This window comes from Oligoflexia bacterium (genome assembly GCA_035326705.1).
In the GTDB taxonomy this organism is placed as follows: domain Bacteria; phylum Bdellovibrionota_G; class JALEGL01; order JALEGL01; family JALEGL01; genus JALEGL01.
On record DAOLES010000007.1, the window covers coordinates 13,709 to 30,562 of the forward strand.

At 36.4% G+C, this 16,854-nt stretch carries 15 protein-coding genes; 5 read left to right on the top strand and 10 right to left on the bottom strand.

Annotation, left to right across the window (positions count from 1 at the left end):
* Positions 1–158 precede the first annotated feature (158 nt).
* The 3 genes from PKC21_09165 to katG all read right to left on the bottom strand — a co-directional run bounded on the left by PKC21_09165 (position 159) and on the right by katG (position 3,289).
* Positions 159–362: a Flp family type IVb pilin gene (locus tag PKC21_09165; protein HMR25507.1), complete on the bottom strand. Its 204-nt coding sequence runs from the start codon at positions 360–362 to the stop codon at positions 159–161.
* 21 nt (positions 363–383) lie between these two features.
* On the bottom strand, positions 384–617 hold the full coding sequence (locus PKC21_09170; GenBank protein HMR25508.1) for a hypothetical protein: 234 nt from the start codon (positions 615–617) through the stop codon (positions 384–386).
* A 446-nt stretch (positions 618–1,063) separates the two neighbouring features.
* Positions 1,064–3,289 carry a catalase/peroxidase HPI gene (gene katG, locus PKC21_09175; GenBank protein ID HMR25509.1) on the bottom strand — a complete coding sequence of 742 codons (2,226 nt, stop codon included), beginning with the start codon at positions 3,287–3,289 and terminating at the stop codon, positions 1,064–1,066.
* Positions 3,290–3,466: 177 nt separating this feature from the next.
* Here katG and PKC21_09180 point away from each other — a divergent pair, with 177 nt between their 5' ends.
* Complete coding sequence (locus tag PKC21_09180) at positions 3,467–3,667, top strand: hypothetical protein (protein ID HMR25510.1); 201 nt, start codon at positions 3,467–3,469, stop codon at positions 3,665–3,667.
* A 106-nt stretch (positions 3,668–3,773) separates the two neighbouring features.
* Here PKC21_09180 and PKC21_09185 read toward each other — a convergent pair whose 3' ends face one another.
* From PKC21_09185 to PKC21_09205, 5 genes are read right to left on the bottom strand one after another with little or no spacing between them, the layout of a single operon-like run.
* On the bottom strand, positions 3,774–5,837 hold the full coding sequence (locus PKC21_09185; GenBank protein HMR25511.1) for an FHA domain-containing protein: 2,064 nt from the start codon (positions 5,835–5,837) through the stop codon (positions 3,774–3,776).
* 58 nt (positions 5,838–5,895) lie between these two features.
* Positions 5,896–6,861, bottom strand: coding sequence for an FHA domain-containing protein (locus PKC21_09190; protein ID HMR25512.1), 966 nt, complete (start codon positions 6,859–6,861; stop codon positions 5,896–5,898).
* Positions 6,862–6,871: 10 nt separating this feature from the next.
* The gene (locus PKC21_09195; GenBank protein ID HMR25513.1) at positions 6,872–7,966 is read right to left on the bottom strand and encodes an FHA domain-containing protein; all 1,095 of its coding nucleotides are present in this window, start codon (positions 7,964–7,966) and stop codon (positions 6,872–6,874) included.
* The gene (locus tag PKC21_09200) at positions 7,963–8,325 is read right to left on the bottom strand and encodes a DUF192 domain-containing protein (GenBank protein ID HMR25514.1); all 363 of its coding nucleotides are present in this window, start codon (positions 8,323–8,325) and stop codon (positions 7,963–7,965) included. The genes PKC21_09195 and PKC21_09200 overlap by 4 nt, the downstream gene beginning before the upstream one ends.
* A complete protein-coding gene (locus PKC21_09205; protein ID HMR25515.1) occupies positions 8,325–9,278 on the bottom strand; it encodes a type II secretion system F family protein in 954 nt (317 codons plus the stop codon). The genes PKC21_09200 and PKC21_09205 overlap by 1 nt, the downstream gene beginning before the upstream one ends.
* Positions 9,279–9,489: 211 nt before the next feature.
* Here PKC21_09205 and PKC21_09210 point away from each other — a divergent pair, with 211 nt between their 5' ends.
* Entirely contained in the window at positions 9,490–10,851 is a 1,362-nt protein-coding gene (locus tag PKC21_09210; protein ID HMR25516.1) for a PEGA domain-containing protein, read from the top strand.
* Positions 10,852–10,919: 68 nt separating this feature from the next.
* Positions 10,920–12,998, top strand: coding sequence for a DUF2298 domain-containing protein (locus PKC21_09215; GenBank protein ID HMR25517.1), 2,079 nt, complete (start codon positions 10,920–10,922; stop codon positions 12,996–12,998).
* A gap of 25 nt (positions 12,999–13,023) precedes the next feature.
* Here the strand turns inward: PKC21_09215 and PKC21_09220 are convergent, their stop codons facing one another.
* Positions 13,024–13,524, bottom strand: a complete 501-nt coding sequence (locus tag PKC21_09220) for a hypothetical protein (GenBank protein HMR25518.1) — start codon at positions 13,522–13,524, stop codon at positions 13,024–13,026.
* 110 nt (positions 13,525–13,634) lie between these two features.
* Positions 13,635–14,318: a glycosyltransferase family 2 protein gene (locus PKC21_09225; GenBank protein HMR25519.1), complete on the bottom strand. Its 684-nt coding sequence runs from the start codon at positions 14,316–14,318 to the stop codon at positions 13,635–13,637.
* Between the two features lie 103 nt (positions 14,319–14,421).
* On the opposite strand from PKC21_09225, the gene PKC21_09230 reads away from it, so the two are divergent.
* Together PKC21_09230 and PKC21_09235 are read left to right on the top strand one after the other, a co-directional pair.
* Positions 14,422–15,486 (top strand): hypothetical protein, encoded by a 1,065-nt coding sequence (locus tag PKC21_09230; GenBank protein HMR25520.1) that lies wholly within the window; start codon positions 14,422–14,424, stop codon positions 15,484–15,486.
* 20 nt (positions 15,487–15,506) lie between these two features.
* Positions 15,507–16,808 carry a PEGA domain-containing protein gene (locus PKC21_09235; protein ID HMR25521.1) on the top strand — a complete coding sequence of 434 codons (1,302 nt, stop codon included), beginning with the start codon at positions 15,507–15,509 and terminating at the stop codon, positions 16,806–16,808.
* The last annotated feature ends 46 nt before the right edge of the window (positions 16,809–16,854 follow it).

Here is a 16,854-nt window from a genome sequence, read left to right on the forward strand (position 1 = left end):
TTATTTTTGTTATGAGGGGATCTTCCCCCCTTCTTTAACCAAGACGCGGTCTTGGTTAAATTCAACCCACCCAGGTCAGAATCGGCACAAGGCCTTTCTTCCTGAAAAATTTTGCTAACAAAAAGAAATAGTCGAAGCGAAAACGTTGAATATTGTCTTTACGCGCCAGGATCTTCTAGCGTGCTTTGTGCTTGTTCAACTGCACTGTTCATTAAGCGCTCCGTCACACTGTCTTTTGAGCCAAAAATAGCACGACCAGCAAAAATGACCCCTACAGAAATAACACCAATCACCAAGGCATACTCTAATGCTGTTTGCCCTTTTTGTTTGTTCTTTCTTAAAGTTAATTTAAAGTGTTTCATGATTTCCTCCACTTTTACAGGTTAAGGAATGGGCAATGCGCTCATGCGGGTTAAGCCCAATGAAGCATAGTCCTCATTCAATAAATACAAAGCATTATCATCTCCTGCGGTGCCATAGACATTGGCTTGCACAAGACTTTGATAAAAAAGATAAAGCAATGTGGACATGCCCAATACAATTAACATTGTAAGTGCATATTCAATCATGACCTGACCTTTTTGTCTTGAGCCCTTATGAGACGTTAATGCCAACATGTTTATTTATATGAGCAATGCTGATGCCAAAGTGCGTAAATTATAAAGTGTTGATATTAAAAGAAAATAATTGAATTTATGGACCACATTTAGTGAGCAAAATCTGAGCAATGAGAAAACAAGGGCAGTCAAGACAGGGTTTATGCTGTAAATTTAAGGAACAAGCCGTTGAATGTAAGTATCAATTCTTTTTGGGTTTATACGCCATTGGGATTCGTTTTTGTTCAATAATTTTTTATAGTCATTTAAGAAAGTGTTGGTAAAAAAAAGAAGGTTGTTTTTAATGAAAAGCGAAGGCCTTGAGGGCTCTTGCCCGATTTGCCAAGCGTTCATTAAAAATCGTCTGTCCTATACCTTTTTTAAAGCACTATGGCACAAGCAATAAGGTTTTTTAGAACAGAAGCAGAGTGGGTTCACTCTGCTTCATGATGAATTTTAAGAAAAATTTAACGTTGAGCCAAGTCAAAACGATCCAGCTCCATGACTTTCACCCAAGCTTTAACAAAATCTTGGACAAACTTTTCTTTGGCATCGTCTGAAGCATATACTTCAGCAATAGCCCTAAGTTCTGAACTTGAACCAAACATCAAATCAACCGAAGTTGCAGTCCATTTTTGAGTTTTGCTCTTGCGATCAACACCCACATAAACATTATCTTGTTTTGCTTTTTCCCATTGGGTCGACATGTCCAAAAGATTGATGAAAAAGTCATTGCTTAAAATGCCTTTTCTTTGAGTCAGAACACCATGGTGCGTATCATCAGTATTAATAGCCATTACCCGTAAGCCACCCAATAGAACCGTCATTTCTGGTGCTGATAAATCTAAAGTGGCTGATTTATCAATCATCAAAGCTATGGGTGATGAGATATTATCTTGTGCATAGTAGTTTCTAAAGCCATCAGCTTTAGGTTCCAACACAGCAAAGGCCTCTACATCAGTTTGCTCTTGCGATGCATCCATACGTCCAGGTGCAAAAGGAACTGTGATAGAATGCCCACCTTTATTGGCAGCCATTTCAATACCAACGGAACCGGCAAGTACAATCAAATCAGCCAAAGACACGGGCTTGCTTTTATTTTTTTTGTTAAACTGAGCTTGAATTGCTTTTAAAGCATTCAGTGTGGCTTCAGTTTTTTTAGGTTCATTGACTACCCAAGTGTTTTGTGGAGCAAGGCTTAAACGAGCACCATTGGCACCACCGCGCATATCGGTGGCTCTAAAAGTTGAAGCAGCTGCCCAAGCCACACGAACCAACTCAGAAGAGCTGATTTTAGTATTTTTGATAGCCTTTTTTAAACTTTTAATATCTTTCGATGAAATCAGTTTATGTTGTCTTTTTGGAATAGGATCTTGCCAAATCATACTTTCTTTTGGAATATCGGAACCAACATAACGAGCGCTTGGTCCCATGTCTCTATGAGTCAGTTTAAACCAAGCATGAGCAAAAGCATTGGCAAATGCTTTGGGATCTTTTTGAAAACGCAGAGCAATTTTTTTGTACTCTGGATCAAACTTTAAAGACATATCGGTGGTAAACATGATGGGGGCATGACGTTTGCTTTTATCATGGGCATCAGGCACCATTTTGTCAGTCCCTTTGTTTATGGGTACCCAAACTGTTCCACCACTGACTTGTTTCTTTTTGACCCAGTCAAAGGCAAAAAGATTGTCTAAGTATTGAGATGTCCAGGCAATTGGGTTAGAGCTCCAAGCGCCTTCAAGACCAGCGGTTATGGTATCTTCAGCATTGCCTTTGCCACATTTATTTTTCCAACCAAAACCTTGGGCTTCAAGTTTTTCTCCAGTTGGGGCAGGGCCCACGCATTTTTCTGGGCTTTTAGCACCATGACCTTTACCAAAAGTATGGCCACCAGCAATCAAGGCCACAGTTTCTTCATCATTCATGGCCATGCGTCCAAAGGTTTCTCTGATATTTTTTGCAGCTGAAATGGGGTCACCATTACCATTGGGTCCTTCTGGATTCACGTAAATTAAACCCATCTGAGTTGCGGCAAGTGGACCTTTTAATGTTCTAGTCTTGCCATGATGTCTTTTAGAAGCTAAAAAAGTTGTTTCAGGACCCCAGTACACCATATCAGCCTCCCAATCATCTGTTCTACCACCAGCAAAACCTAAAGTTTCAAAACCCATGGATTCTAAGGCCACGTTACCGGTTAAAACCATTAAATCCGCCCAAGATAAACTTTGGCCATATTTTTTCTTGATTGGCCATAACAAACGTCTGGCTTTATCTAGGTTTGCATTATCTGGCCAGCTGTTCAATGGTTCAAAACGTTGTTGGCCACCACCGGCACCACCTCTACCATCAATGGTTCTGTAAGTTCCAGCACTGTGCCAAGCCATTCGGATAAAAAATGGACCATAATGTCCATAATCAGCGGGCCACCAATCTTGTGATGTTTTCATGACTTGTTCGATATCCGCTTTGAGTTGTTTTAAATCAATTTTGCTAAAGGCTTTGGCATAGTCAAAGTCTTTATCTAAGGGACTAGACTCAGGATTATGCTGGCGCAAAGCTTCTAAGTCAATCATATTTGGCCACCAAAACTGATTGCTTTTGGGCTTTAGTGGGTCGGTATTTTTTTCATTGGCAAATGCGCTGATGCTTATTGCCAATAACAGTATAAAAAAAATGTTTTTTTTCAACATGGTTTCTTCCTCTTTAAGATGGTAAAAGATTAAATTATGCTGGTACAGTGATACTAAAGCAAAAAAAGAGCAAATACTCAAAATATATAGAGCAATAGAAAAAAACTATAACCAAGCTATTGAATAAAGTTGTATGAAAAAGTATTACTTGGAATTATGTTACATTATAGTCTAAGCATGAAAAGTAGAAATATTATTTTATGCAGCATTATTTTATGTGTTACGGTTGGTTTTGCAGCGCAAAAACAAAAACTATCAGAATGCACACTTACATCATCAATTATTGATTGTACCAAGAATAATATCCGTATTTCTAAAGAAAGAATAGACAAGTTGATTGAAAAAAAGTGTTATGATTATTATAAAGAAAAAATGTAGGAAAGTTCTTTGTTGCTGGCAACAGCGCAATGTCAAGTTGAATTAAGGACATTGCTAGCAGAGTCTATCGATGGCTACTTTAAAAAATTACAAAATAAAAATTAAACTAATTGCCTAATTTTAACTTGTCTAACTGTTCTTTTGCTTTTTTGTAATATTCATTTTTTGGGTTATTGGTAATTTGTAACACTTTTTCAAATTGGTCCATGGCAGCAGCTGGATCATTGGCCAATTCCAATAAAGTTAATCCTTCACGGTAAGCTTGAGCTGCCCTTTGGTTGAATTCACTTTCTAAACCTTCGAGTTCTTTGCTAATGGTGTTACTGTTAGGATAACGCTGTTGCATATCCAGAAGTAACTTATAAGCAGCATCACTTTGTCCTTCATCAACAAGTTTACGTGCTTGGGCAACTTGATTTAAAATATACTGATTGGTTTGGTTGCGCATTTCATTTAAAATATTTTGTGCTGGTTCGTAATATTGATGGTCTTTTGTCGCTACAACCTGATTTAAAAGTTTTCTAGCATCGCTGTATTTATTGTTTTCAAAATCTTCAAGGGCTTGATTGAACATTTTTCTCAATTGAACCAGTTCATTTTTTTTGGCGATATCTTGACGCTTTTGTTCCTCTTGAGTTTGTTCAAGGTGCTTAAGAGCCGCCTGACTTTCCATGTTCTGTGGGTCTATGCTTTTGGCTTCATTATAAATCTTAAGGGCTTCAGCAAACTTTTTTTCTTCAACCAATCGATCACCTTTTTCTAAAAGCTCTCTGATTTGAGTGTGTCTTCTAGAAATTTCTAAACGCATGTCTCGGGTTTTTTGGTGTTCTTCTTCTCGCAAAGCATTCACTTTTTTTAAAAGTTTTAAAGCATCGTTGTTTTTTGGGTTACTTGATAAAATAAGCCTTATTCTTGCTTCAGCTTCATCGTATTGCCCACGGCTAAGCAATTCATTGGCATGAGATAAATGAAAAACAATGATTTTTTGTGCTTCAGCAGATAGTTGTTCTTGTTGATTTTGAGTTTGTGCTATTTTTTTATTTAAGCGTGATTGTTGCCATTTAAAACTAAACAAGGCTATGCATAAACCTAAAGTCAAACCCATCAAGGGTAAAGAGAATGTTTTAGATAAAAAGACATTGATGGGGGAGTAACTCTCAATGATAACCGGTGAAATTTGTGCTCTTGGTTTTGAATCAGCTTCAACAAACTCAAAGCTTGAGCCGCCTACGGTCACAATATCATGATTTTTGAGTTGTGTTTTGTTAACCGGTAAGCCATCAACATAAGTATCTTGTTGTTGATTGGTGTTGGTTAATTCTACTTTATCCTCATGAATTGTTAAAGTTGCATAAGTTGAGCTCTCACTATCAGAAATTTCTTGAGTTTTGATGTCATTATCATTGGCGGACCCTAAGGTGAATTCTTCTTTATTAAGTGGGATCTCTTGGCCTAAACGGTTTTCATCCAAGCAAACTAGACGGGCGGTATCCTTTTGGTTTTCAACAATAATAGCGGTTTTTTGTTCTGCATCTTCATGTTCAAGTTCTTCAACATCAGATCCAGACTCTTCACTTATTGCATCTTGTAATACGGTTTTTTCATCATGACCATCAGAGAACTCCGAAAGTTCACTTTTTGGAGCATTTTCTAAACGATTGAGTTTTTGTTTTTTAATGTGCTTTTCAAGTTCTTTTTCTTGGGTTGGCGCTTCATGATCAACAGTGTTAAAAATAACTTCAGTTTTTGCTTGTGAAGGTTCTTCAATTCCTTGTTGAGTATCTGCGGAGTTAACGGCGATGGCTTGCAAAAAAGCATCGCTGGTTTGAGTGTTGTCTGAAGGCAAGGAACTAGAAGCTTTGTCTGAAGGCGTTTTCTTCATTATATCGGAAGCCAGCATAAGTTGAAATGAACCAATAAAAAAATGTTCTCCACTTTGTATTGCAGAACGGTCAATTTTTTTCCCTTTAAGACGAGTTCCGTTATCACTATCCAAGTCATTGAGGATCCACTCATTATCAATAAATTCAATGCTTGCATGTTTTCTTGAGATGTGAGGATCAGGTAAAATTAAATCACAATGTTTTGATCGTCCAATCAGTACTTTTTGGTTTTGTCCAAGATCTTTTTCTTGTACAAGTTGGCTATTTTTTTTAACAATAATCTTCATATTTGGTTGATCAGATATACAATAAGCATCTATGACACATAGCTAAAGCTTGTTCAAACTATTTCCCTGTAAATTTATCTTGTGCTTCCTTAATTTGGCTTTGAATTTTTCGACTTAAATCTTCATCTAGGTTTTTAGCCAGAGATAAAGCTTTTTGCCATTCTGTAATGGCTTTGTCATAGTTTAGCTTTTCGTATTCTCGTAATGCATTTTCTTCATATTGAGCAATTTTATTTTTTAAAGTTTTTTCAACAAAAGCCAATTGATCCATATTGTACTGAGATGGTTCTAATTGAGTCATTTCTTTTAATATTTTATGGGCGGCGGGATAATCTTCTAAACTTAAGGCACTGGTTAAGTCTTGTTTTAAGTTGTTAATATCCAAGTCTTGTGATGCTTCTTCAGGAGAAGAACTTGCTGAAACACTTGGAGTTTCTTGGGAAGGGATTTCAGTAGGGGTGAAGCGATCAGCAGCGTTTTCTACTGACTGAGTTGGGGGTATTTCAGTGGAGATAATGTCTGGCGTGCTGTTAGCAAGCATTTCATTTACAGGAGTATTATTTTGAGGCGGTTTTTCTGGCCAACGTGGATGAAAAAAAACAAGTTGTAACAAGATGGGAACAGTGAAAAAGATGGCAGAAGTCAACAAGCGATTGTTTTTTTGTTTAAGCCAAGAGTTTATTTTTTGCTTAAAAGAAGCTTGCTGTTGAGCAGACTCCAGAAGCGTTAGTTTAAAAAGTGCCTTGGCTTCACCAATTTGAAAAACATCTTGTTCTTTTACGCGTTGAGTGCTGATTTTTTGCTGATTGATATAAGTACCATTTTTACTTTTAAGATCAGTTAGCCAGAGACTATTATCTTTAAATTCAAGTTTAGCATGATTGCGTGAAACAGCATGTTCTGGAATAACAATATCATTTTCATCTGTACGGCCAATGATGATTTCTGGTCCGATCAGAGTAATTTTTTTGTTTTTTAAAGCACCACTTTTTCCAATAAGGTGCCAACAAGAATCATTGTACATAGTTTAGGGTCTACCTTTTTTCTTCCATCGCTTGATCTACAGCTTCATACAAAGGTTCCCACTCTTTGAATGGCGTTTCTTCTTTACCATAAGTTTCTCCAGAGCGCCATTTGTGGATGTATTCTGCTAACTTGGTGATAGGGCTGGAAAAAACTTTACTGAGTAAAAAGGTTAATAGCAAAGAGAAAACGAGCGATAATAACAATAAGATACTTTTATTTTTTGTCATTTGTGTATTAAGGTTTTCGCTGGTTTGCATAGAAACCATCAGCTTGGCAACACCTAAATTTTCAAACTGACCGGCATTTTTATTAAAAACACGGATAGGGTGGGCAACGGTAATCAATTTTTGTTTTTCATTGATACGAGGTAACAATTTTTTATTGGAATTTTGTGACAAAGCTTCTTCTACAAGCGTATCTTTATCAAGGCGATTTCTGTAATTGATTGGAGCCAAAACTTTTTTATTTTTATCAATAATAAAAGCTTCCAAAACCAGAGCTTCTTCTTTGATGGTTTGGGTATCAATTAAAAGTTCATCATCTTTTTCTAATAAAAAGTTTTTATTCCTTTCAGCTAAAAGCTGTACCAAGACATAAGCTCGATCCAATGTGTTTTGTTTAAAGTTTTGTTTGATTAAAGTTTGATAACTGGTGCTGGCAATAACAAAGTACAATAAAAAACCAAAGCTTAAGCAAAGTAAAAAAAAGGGAAATAAAGATCGAGGTCTAATTTTATCAGCAATGACTTTGGTGGCGGCCAAGACTTTAGTTTTTGAGTCTTGGGATATCGGTCTAATGGCTTCTTGCGGCTTTTGGTCTAAATTATGATATTGAATCACAATGTCACCCAATAAAATTTGATCGCCATTTTGAATATTACAGGTGGTGATGAAGCGACCATTGACGGCGGTGCCATTGGCACTGCCTTTGTCTAAAACAGTGACTTGTTGCTCTGTGACCACCAATTCAGCATGAATACGAGAGATTTGCTGTGAAACAATTTGAATATCAGCATGTTCTCCGCGACCAAGCGTAAGCTTGCCCTCTGATAATGGAACATCTTGAGTCCCTTCCTGTGAAATAATACGAATAAAATGATTCACAGAGACTTCTCCACAAATAAAAGTTGGTCGCCAAGATTGAGTTGGTGTTTGTCAATGCATCCTTGCGACATTTCTAAGACAGAGTGAGCATTGGAAACAATACGGGTTAAGCGAAAAGGTTTTAGGTTTTTATACAAACGCACGATTGTATTGTGTTTATTTAAAAATACAACGTCAATGCTAAAGCGCATAAAAAAAGTTTGAATGGAGTTGCAAGGCACAATCCATAAAGCATGATCAGCGTCTAGGTATTTATGCCTCAATAAACCAATCATTCTATCTTTTAAAGAACTTGCTTTGGTTACATGGCTTAACATGGGTAAAGCAGTGTTGTGGTTTTTATGTACATAAAATAGCATTATAAAAAACCACCTCTTAAAAAATTAAGTACGGCTGGACCCAAAAGAATACAAATGGCGGCTGGCAAAATGCAAAAAACCAGAGGCAATAAAATCATTTGTGAAGCTTTTGCACCAGCCACTTCAGCCAGTTGAAAGCGTTTGCTACGCAGTTGATCAGATTGAGCACGTAACACATCACCAATTGAGGCGCCCAGTTGATCGGTTTGAATCAAGAGGGTTGTTAAAGAGGTGAGTTCTTCCAATTGTAATTTTGCACTCATTTTTCTCAGCGCTTCAGATCGGGTTGCGCCTAGTCTTATTTCTCTGAGCATGGATTGGAGCTCTACGGTTAGCGGATTGCTTTGGGTTTTTCGAGTCAAGCGAGCAATAGCATCCATAAAGTCTAAGCCGGATTCTACAGACAGAGTTAATAAATCAATGGTTGTGGGTAAATGTTTGAGTAAGCTCTTTTTACGAATATCGATGATCTGCTTAAGCCAAATATCCGGAAAGTAAAAACCCAAAATACTGGCTAACATAAGAATAAAGAGATTGTTTTCACTGTTCAAGCCTACAAAAAGCATGGCAATGATTAAAGGCGTTAATATAATCAGTACAAAGCGCATGGCAATAAATTCATCTGGCGAAATTTCATTTCTAATATTGGCGGTAATAAGCATAGGCTCAAGACGTTTTTTTTCTTTTTGTAAATAATGACTCCATAATTTAGCAATGGAAGAATGATGGCTAAGATAGAGCAAGGGTGATAAGGCACTGTAGAATGGATAGAGGTATTTCAAAAGCGGGGTGTTTTGTGGCATAGCGTTTTTTTCAACAACGCCAAGGCGTCTTCTAATGGCGGCCTGTTTTTCATCAGGCAAAATATACAAAACAATAAAAAATATTGCCCCTGCAATTGCAGTGAATATGAGTATATCAATAAAAATGCCTATGTTTATTTTGTCAATCACAATAACCTTAATGTTTATTTTACTATTAAGGTAGCTAAATTGCTAGGTTCATTGTCATAACTGCGTAAAATTAAGTTTGAGTCTAATCGATAAATATTTAAAATTTGCATGATTGGTGAAAAAATAAGATGATTGTAGTATACTTTTAAGTATTAAAGTTAAATGGAAATGCATTAAAGATCCGTGTTTTTGATAACATAGACATAATTTTATGGAAAGACAGCCAAAAAGAATGAAAAAACTAAGTTTAGGGATTATTTTTTTACTGACCAGCCTTGCCATGGCAGCTTCAAACGGGCCCACTCAAACAGCGGTTGTGGGCTTAAGAACAGATAATTACAGTTTTGAAAAAATAGTACGCAATGAGGTTTCAAAAAAATTATCCGGTCAGCGCAATGTTTCATTGATTCCAGAAGTGGTCACCCACAATTATGTATCAGATTTATGGCGAGAAGAAGCTAAAAACTCTAAAAATAAGATTAGGCTGGCCAGAAAGTACTTTATTGAAGGCAAAAAATTATACGATAAACTGGTTCTAGATCAGGCCATACGTCAATTTAACCGTTCAGTTAATGCTTATCGTGAAGGTGTTGGCGCTTTGAAAGATAACAGATATCTATTGGTTTCACACCTTTATTTGGGCATGTCATTGATTGTTTTGGGTAAAGAAAAAGAAGGTCAGCAGTATATTCGTGAAATGATTATTTTGGATCCCAAACGTGACAGCAGAGTTTTATCAAAACGTGAATTTCCACCAAGAGTGATAGAGTTGCATAAAGCCTTAACGCAAAAAGTTTTAAAAGGGCCTTCAGGGCAACTCAATATTGAAGTTGAACCAGCAGATGCAAAGATTTATCTCAATGGCTTGTTGCAAAAGTCAGATGGACCCTTTTCTACACAATTGCCTGTGGGAGAACATTTTGTGGTGGTTGAAAGAAAAGGTTATAGACAGGTTGCTAAACCGGTGCAAATTCGTTCAAAACCTAATTTTATAAAAATTACCTTAGAAGAGTGGCAACCTCTATCCCCATATTCTTTACAAAGACGCAACAACTTGATTGCATTGGATGATTTAGGGAATATTTCTAAAGAGTTGTCCGCTAAAATGCTGGTTTTAGGTAGTATTGAAGCCATTCCAAATAAAGATGATTCATACCTTTTGTTAGGACAAGTTTACGACGCCCGTTCAAGAGAGTTTTCCAAGATACAAACAGTTGAAACCACTTTGGATCGTATGGATAAGGCTGCAAAAAGTTTTGCCCGTAAGATCAGTAATCAAATTACTACACAAGGTCTGGTGGTGGCGGATATCAGAACAGCGGGTAGCTCACCTGTAGCTTATGATCAAGCTCAAGATTTTGAGAAAAAAATCACTAACAACTATTTTGATAAGCAAGCTCAGGGCAAAGAAAAAGTTGCATCTAAAGAAAAAAAAGGCACGCCAGCTTGGATGAAAAACAAGTGGCTTTGGTATGGCGTGGGTGCAGCGGCTGCCATAGGCGGCGGATACATTTTGTACGATCAAGTTTTAGCAGGTCCAGACAAAAATACATTGACCATTACGCCTAATTAATTTTTGGTTAATTACGTGTGTTTGATTTTAAAATGTCTTGATTTGGTTGAACGCTAGGAAAAAATACAATGTTTTATGCCTATGTATTGCAGTGGTTTTTAGCGCTTTTTCTCATACGGTTGCTTGTATATGTATCCATCAAACAAGAATACCTAAGCCAATACAGGGCTGCCTTAGGCATGCCTTTGTTTTTGGCAATATGGGCTTTTTTCTATTGGATCATGGGCTCTTTTTTACCCCTGTATAAAGGAAATATTCAAGTATGGGTGGCTTTAGCGGTCAGCATGGTTTTGCTTTTACAAAAGCCAAATAACCCCATTTTACAGAACTGCAAAAACTATTTTATTGAGCATAAATTTGAACAAGGCTTATTTTGGGGAACATTACTATTTACTCTGTTTGTCCGTCAACATGTACCAGATATGGACTCAGGAGAAAAATATTCAGATATGGCAATTTTTCAGGCGGTACTTTTAGATGTAAAGTTTCCACCTGTGGATCGGTGGTTGTCAGGACATCCTTTAAATTATTATTATTTTTCGCATTTACTGTTTGTGCCAATTGTTCGAATCACTGGAATCCCGGCGGAGTGGGTGGTTAATATTATTACCTGTACGATACCAGCAATTTTAGTCAGTACAGGCTATGCTTTTTTGCGGCAAGTACGGGCTAAAAAAGGTATGGCTATTTTAGGGGCATTTTTAATTTTTTTTGCAGGCAATTGGGAGTGGTTGGCCTGGCTTGTTAAAAAAATAAATTATGGAAAAATTTTTTGGTGGTGGGATTCTTCACGAGCCATACCCAATACCATTACTGAGTTCCCATATTTCTCTTTTTTGTTAGGCGATATGCATGCGCATTATGTTAGCGTTGCATTTGTTACCATCAGTTTGATGTTGATGCTGCGTTTGCGAGAAAAATTTGAGCAAAAACTGGAAGTTTCAAAACAGTATTTATTTTTAGTCTTGCCTATTGTTATGGGTATGCACTACATGATGAACTCATGGCATTTACCTTTTATGATTTTATTATGCGTTTGGTGTTTTTGGTCTTATCCAAAATATTTGATATTGATGTTGAGCTTAGCTTGTCTTTATTTTGCACCCTTTTGGTTGCACTATCATCCCCCTAAAAACACCATTGGTTTATTTTATGTTAAAAAAAGCATGCGCAGCCCATTGCTGAGTTTCTTATTACATTGGGGACCCATGTTTTTCATGTTGATGCTTATTTATGTGCAGCGTTTTATCAATAAAAATTTTATGGTTTATGTCAAAAACAACAGGCGCAAAATAAGTTTGATTGTTTTTTTAAGTATTGTGGTTTTGAGTATCAGTTATTTTTTATTGGGGGCAACACCCATGTTTATGCTGTTGCTCATTGCATTGTTTGTACTGCTTGGGTATCTCAGAGAATTAAAAAATAGCTGGCCAGTGGGTGTTTTGCTTTTAAGTTTATTAACCATTGCTGGCTGTGAGTTTATTACGGTTGACGTAACCTATGGGCCAAAATTTTATCGCATGAATACCGTATTTAAATTTTATTACTTGGCTTGGTGGGGTATGGCACTATCTTTACCCATGTTGTTAAGTTATGAGCATGTTTTAAAAAAGACTTGGGCAAAAGGTATGTTAAGTTTTTGTGTGGCACTAAGTCTATATTATCCAATACACGCCACATCACAACGCATGCGAGATGGACAACGCAAAGTAAACTCATTGGACGGTATGCGCCATTGGAGTATTGTTTTTCCGGGGCACAAGCAAGCCATTGCCTGGTTAAAAAAGAATACGGATGTTCAAGATATCATTTGGGAAATGCCAGGGGGTGGTTTTTCAGAATATGCCCGCATGGCAACATTCAGTGGCAGACCCTCGGTTTTAGGTTGGGTTGGGCATGAGCAAATTTGGCGCGACGGCGGGTTTTATCTGGCCAATGATCGCTTACAGCACTTTAAAAAAATCAATGAAAACCCCAGCATGACCAGTGTTCAAGAGTTTATTGAACAATACCAAGTGGACTGGATTATTGTGGGTAATCTTGAGCGTAAAGATTACAGCCCTGAATTACTGTATTTGTTAAGCAAGTTTCCCGTTGTTTTTGATAATAAAGATGTGGTTATTTATAAAGCACGTAACAAAGATTAGAAATAAATTTAGTATTATTTTATGTCTATTGACACTGAGCAAAACTTTGAAATCCTTTGCTAGTACAATTACCTGTGCTTGCAAGGGCTTTAAAGCAAATATTAATAACATTTCTATTTGGATCAGAAAAATCAATGTAACAGTCAGCTATACCTTCGTGAGTAGGTTGATTATTGCTATTCATTGCACGCATTTTAATAATATAAGGTTTACTTTGATCCAATTGCCCACTTTTAATGGTAAACTTGGCTTTGGTAGGATCTAAACCAGTCGCACTATTTGGGTATTGTAACTCATCTCCACCTTGCACTGGAACGTAAGGATAAGAGACAGGGTTGCTTAATTCTTGAACCACAAAATAAACTCCTCTATGCCCCTCGTTTTGCATGGCAGTTTGGATGTCTGTTTTAATGGCTTCTTCTCCAGAAGGAATCAGCACATTGACTTGTATATTATCGCCGCTGTTCCCACAAGAACTCAATAGCAAACTAAAAGCAAGGCTTAAATATAAAACGCTACGTGTCATATAGTGCATCATACCATATTTTTTAAGTGCTTACTATGCAGAGTATATAGATAAACATTTTATAGGTGGCTTAAAGGGGCTCAGAAACCTATTTCAGTATAAATAAAAGCTTAAAGTGTGAGCTTTAGCCTGAACATTTCTTTTAAAGTGAGCAGAATATGAAACCACTTAACCGTGCTTTGGCCATGTTGACGGGCATAATGTTTAACGCCCAGTTCATGAATGGCATATCCTTGTTTTTTGGCTTTGATTAAAATTTCAGCATCTATCAGAAATTTTTTTGAGTCAATGCTTATGTCTTGGAATAAGGTTTTGGGAAATAATTTAAAGGCACAGTCAATATCTTTAACGCCCAAGTTAAATAATAAATTGATTAAAAAGCGATAGCCTTTGGCCATAAAAATACGCAAAGGCGCATCTTGCCGATCTATTCTGTAACCAATGACAAGGGTTTTCTCATGTTTTAAAGCGTAAAACTTTTTAATTTCATTCAAATCAAATTGTAAATCCGAGTCGGTGTAAAAAACATATTGGCCATTTGCTGCTAAAAATCCATCTTTTAAACTTTGACCATAACCAAGGTTATGATCATGTTCAATAATACGAATAATTTTTGGGTAGGTTTCTTTAAAACGATTAAGAATATTTTGCGTTTTATCAGTGCTACCATCATTAACGATAATCAATTCAAAGTTAATATTGCTGTCTTGAAGAACTTGCATGGTAGAATTGAGTAAGGTGGGCAGATTGTCTTCTTCATTATATGCTGGGTAGACTATGGATAAATCAATCATATGAGGCACTAATTATATTTTGGTCTTTATAAAATCAAAAACAATGTTAAAATACAATAATCACCAGAGAATAACAAGATGAGCTGGAATGTATAGAAAATCAATGCTTTTAGATATAAAAAAATATTGGACTTTAACACCCTTTTTTATGGGGTTCTTGTTTTTTTTTCATCCCATGCGGGTATCAGCACAACAAGAAAGAGTGTTAGTTTTGGGGCTTAAGGGTGCACAAGCAATTTCAATAAGACATAATATTGCTCAAGCCCTATCTAAACATCCTCAACTTGAAGCTTTGACCTTGGCTGATTTAGATAAACCAAGGAAGGTTGAGCGTAAACAACAGAACATTCAAATGATGCATGAGCAATTGAGTCAGGCAAAAAAACATTATTATGCACTAGAATACAAAAAAGCCAGTGAAAAGTTGCAAACGGTGATTGAAAATTATGAGAAAGACCATTTGTATACCCAAGAAACGGTTTCTGGATTGATGGCAGCATTTTTTTATTTGGCTTTGACGCAATTAGAGTTGGGTGAGAAAACCAAAGCCCAACAGTCCATGTTATCTTATAATTATATCAAATATGGGGTTGATGATGGGAATCAACACACCAAAGAACTTTCAAAAAAGAAATACTCTCCTAAAGTACAAGACTTGTATAAAAAAACACTCAAGATGATGAATCAATCTGCGCCAGCTACAATTAACTTTGTATCGTATAAACCAGTGACTAAAATTTGGATCAATGGACAGGCTTATCCTGTACAAGATTTAGCAAAAATAAAACTTTTTCAAGGCAGTTATTATATTTACAGTTCAGATCAAAGTGGTTTGCCTTTGTATTCTGCTCAAGTTCAATTACAGCCGGGTTCCAATGTATTGTCTTTAAAGCAACCTATAAAAAGTGATCAAAACACTGCAAATACCTTTAAAATTGATTGGGATAAACAGGGAGATCAATTGTATTTTGATACAGAGACAAAAAAAGTTTTGTCAGAGCTGGCAATGCGATACAATATTGCTAAGTTTGCATTGTTAAATTTTGATCAACAAAAAGTTTATATCAGCTTTTTTGATCATCACCTGCAAAAACAAACGTCTGCCTTTGAAGTCAAACAGATAGATCATATTGTAAACTACTATCAGCAGAGTTTTGGAGCCAACTGATAAAAGAGAGTTGTATTTAAATGAAGAAAAAAATAAAAAAAATTACGGTTAAAACATCATTGGTCATAGCCGTAGCCTTGTGTTTTTTACAGCTTGTAACTGCTTATGGGCAAAGTTACAGAAATATTTATGTTGGGGCTTTGCATATTGTAGATGATGGCGACCGCAGGTTTTCTAGAGAAGATTTAAATAGAGAATTGTTGACCAGTGTTGAGAATGAAAAATTTTTTAGAATGGTATCGTTAAGCAAAGTTAACAGTTTTAAAAGTAATTTTGTTGATGAAAGTACGGAAGAAACAATAAACAATCAAGATTTACAACGTGCCACAAAGCTTTTGACTGTTGGCAAGCGTATGTATCATGAGCTCAATTTTTCAAAAGCAAGAGACAGTCTTTCTTTAAGTAAAAAATTATTTATTGAAAACTTACAATACTTAAGAAGCAATAAAGATTTACTTGAAGCACATTTGTATTTAGGAATGACCTGGTTGGCCATTCAAAAAGAAAAAGATGCTTACAATGAATTTAAAAAAGTTGCTTACTTAGATCCAAATTTTGAAATGAATGCCACCCAATATTCCCCAGCTGTTATTCCAGTATTTGAGACCGCTAGAAGTGAAGTAAAAGCAAAAACAATCAGCGAAGTGACCGTAACAGCAAGTCAGGATAATATGAATGTTTATGTTAATGGTCGTTTGATGGGAAAAACACCGGTTAGCATGAAGCTGTATGCAGGAGACTATTTTTTTCTTGTTGAAAAACCGGGTTTTGAGCCTTGGTATAAGTTGGAAAAAATTAGACGAGCAAGTCAAACCGTAGAAGGTCAAAATAAAGTAAATGTTGATGAAAAACAATGGTCTCGTATGTTTAGAACCAGAGAAGGAGATGAGCAAAACTCAGAAGACACCAAGATGTTGATTGAAGAAGCAAAGAAACAAGGTGCAGACTATATTTTGCTTAGCAGCTTAGAAAAAAATATCAATTATCGTCTGATGGGGCAACTGTACAATATTAATAAAAAGACTTTTTCTCAGGTGGTGATGTTTAATGTAGAAAAGGGTTTGGGTGATTATCCTGGAGCGGTTGATGAGATGGTTGGGACGTTGAAAAATATGATTTTAGGAACAAAGCCTAACTTGCAACTCAATGTAGCAGACTATGGACCAGCCCCAGAAGCAAATAAAAACATTGGGCCAAATAAAAAATGGTACAAGCAATGGTGGGTGTATCCCGTAGCAGCAGGAATTTTAGTTGGGAGTATTTTTGCAGCTCAAGAGTTGGGCGGAGGTTCTGGCGGAACCATTGTTATCAATAACAATTAAGACATGATGCAAAGCCAGCACTATTTTTTTAAAATATGCCGGCTTA

What these genes read in the sequence shown, in the direction of transcription:
- PKC21_09165 (HMR25507.1), bottom strand. Translation starts at nt 362, where the DNA reads ATGAAACACTTTAAATTAACTTTAAGAAAGAACAAACAAAAAGGGCAA.
- PKC21_09170 (HMR25508.1), bottom strand. Translation starts at nt 617, where the DNA reads ATGTTGGCATTAACGTCTCATAAGGGCTCAAGACAAAAAGGTCAGGTC.
- katG (HMR25509.1), bottom strand. Translation starts at nt 3,289, where the DNA reads ATGTTGAAAAAAAACATTTTTTTTATACTGTTATTGGCAATAAGCATC.
- PKC21_09180 (HMR25510.1), top strand. Translation starts at nt 3,467, where the DNA reads ATGAAAAGTAGAAATATTATTTTATGCAGCATTATTTTATGTGTTACG.
- PKC21_09185 (HMR25511.1), bottom strand. Translation starts at nt 5,837, where the DNA reads ATGAAGATTATTGTTAAAAAAAATAGCCAACTTGTACAAGAAAAAGAT.
- PKC21_09190 (HMR25512.1), bottom strand. Translation starts at nt 6,861, where the DNA reads ATGTACAATGATTCTTGTTGGCACCTTATTGGAAAAAGTGGTGCTTTA.
- PKC21_09200 (HMR25514.1), bottom strand. Translation starts at nt 8,325, where the DNA reads ATGCTATTTTATGTACATAAAAACCACAACACTGCTTTACCCATGTTA.
- PKC21_09210 (HMR25516.1), top strand. Translation starts at nt 9,490, where the DNA reads ATGGAAAGACAGCCAAAAAGAATGAAAAAACTAAGTTTAGGGATTATT.
- PKC21_09215 (HMR25517.1), top strand. Translation starts at nt 10,920, where the DNA reads ATGTTTTATGCCTATGTATTGCAGTGGTTTTTAGCGCTTTTTCTCATA.
- PKC21_09220 (HMR25518.1), bottom strand. Translation starts at nt 13,524, where the DNA reads ATGACACGTAGCGTTTTATATTTAAGCCTTGCTTTTAGTTTGCTATTG.
- PKC21_09225 (HMR25519.1), bottom strand. Translation starts at nt 14,318, where the DNA reads ATGATTGATTTATCCATAGTCTACCCAGCATATAATGAAGAAGACAAT.
- PKC21_09230 (HMR25520.1), top strand. Translation starts at nt 14,422, where the DNA reads ATGCTTTTAGATATAAAAAAATATTGGACTTTAACACCCTTTTTTATG.
- PKC21_09235 (HMR25521.1), top strand. Translation starts at nt 15,507, where the DNA reads ATGAAGAAAAAAATAAAAAAAATTACGGTTAAAACATCATTGGTCATA.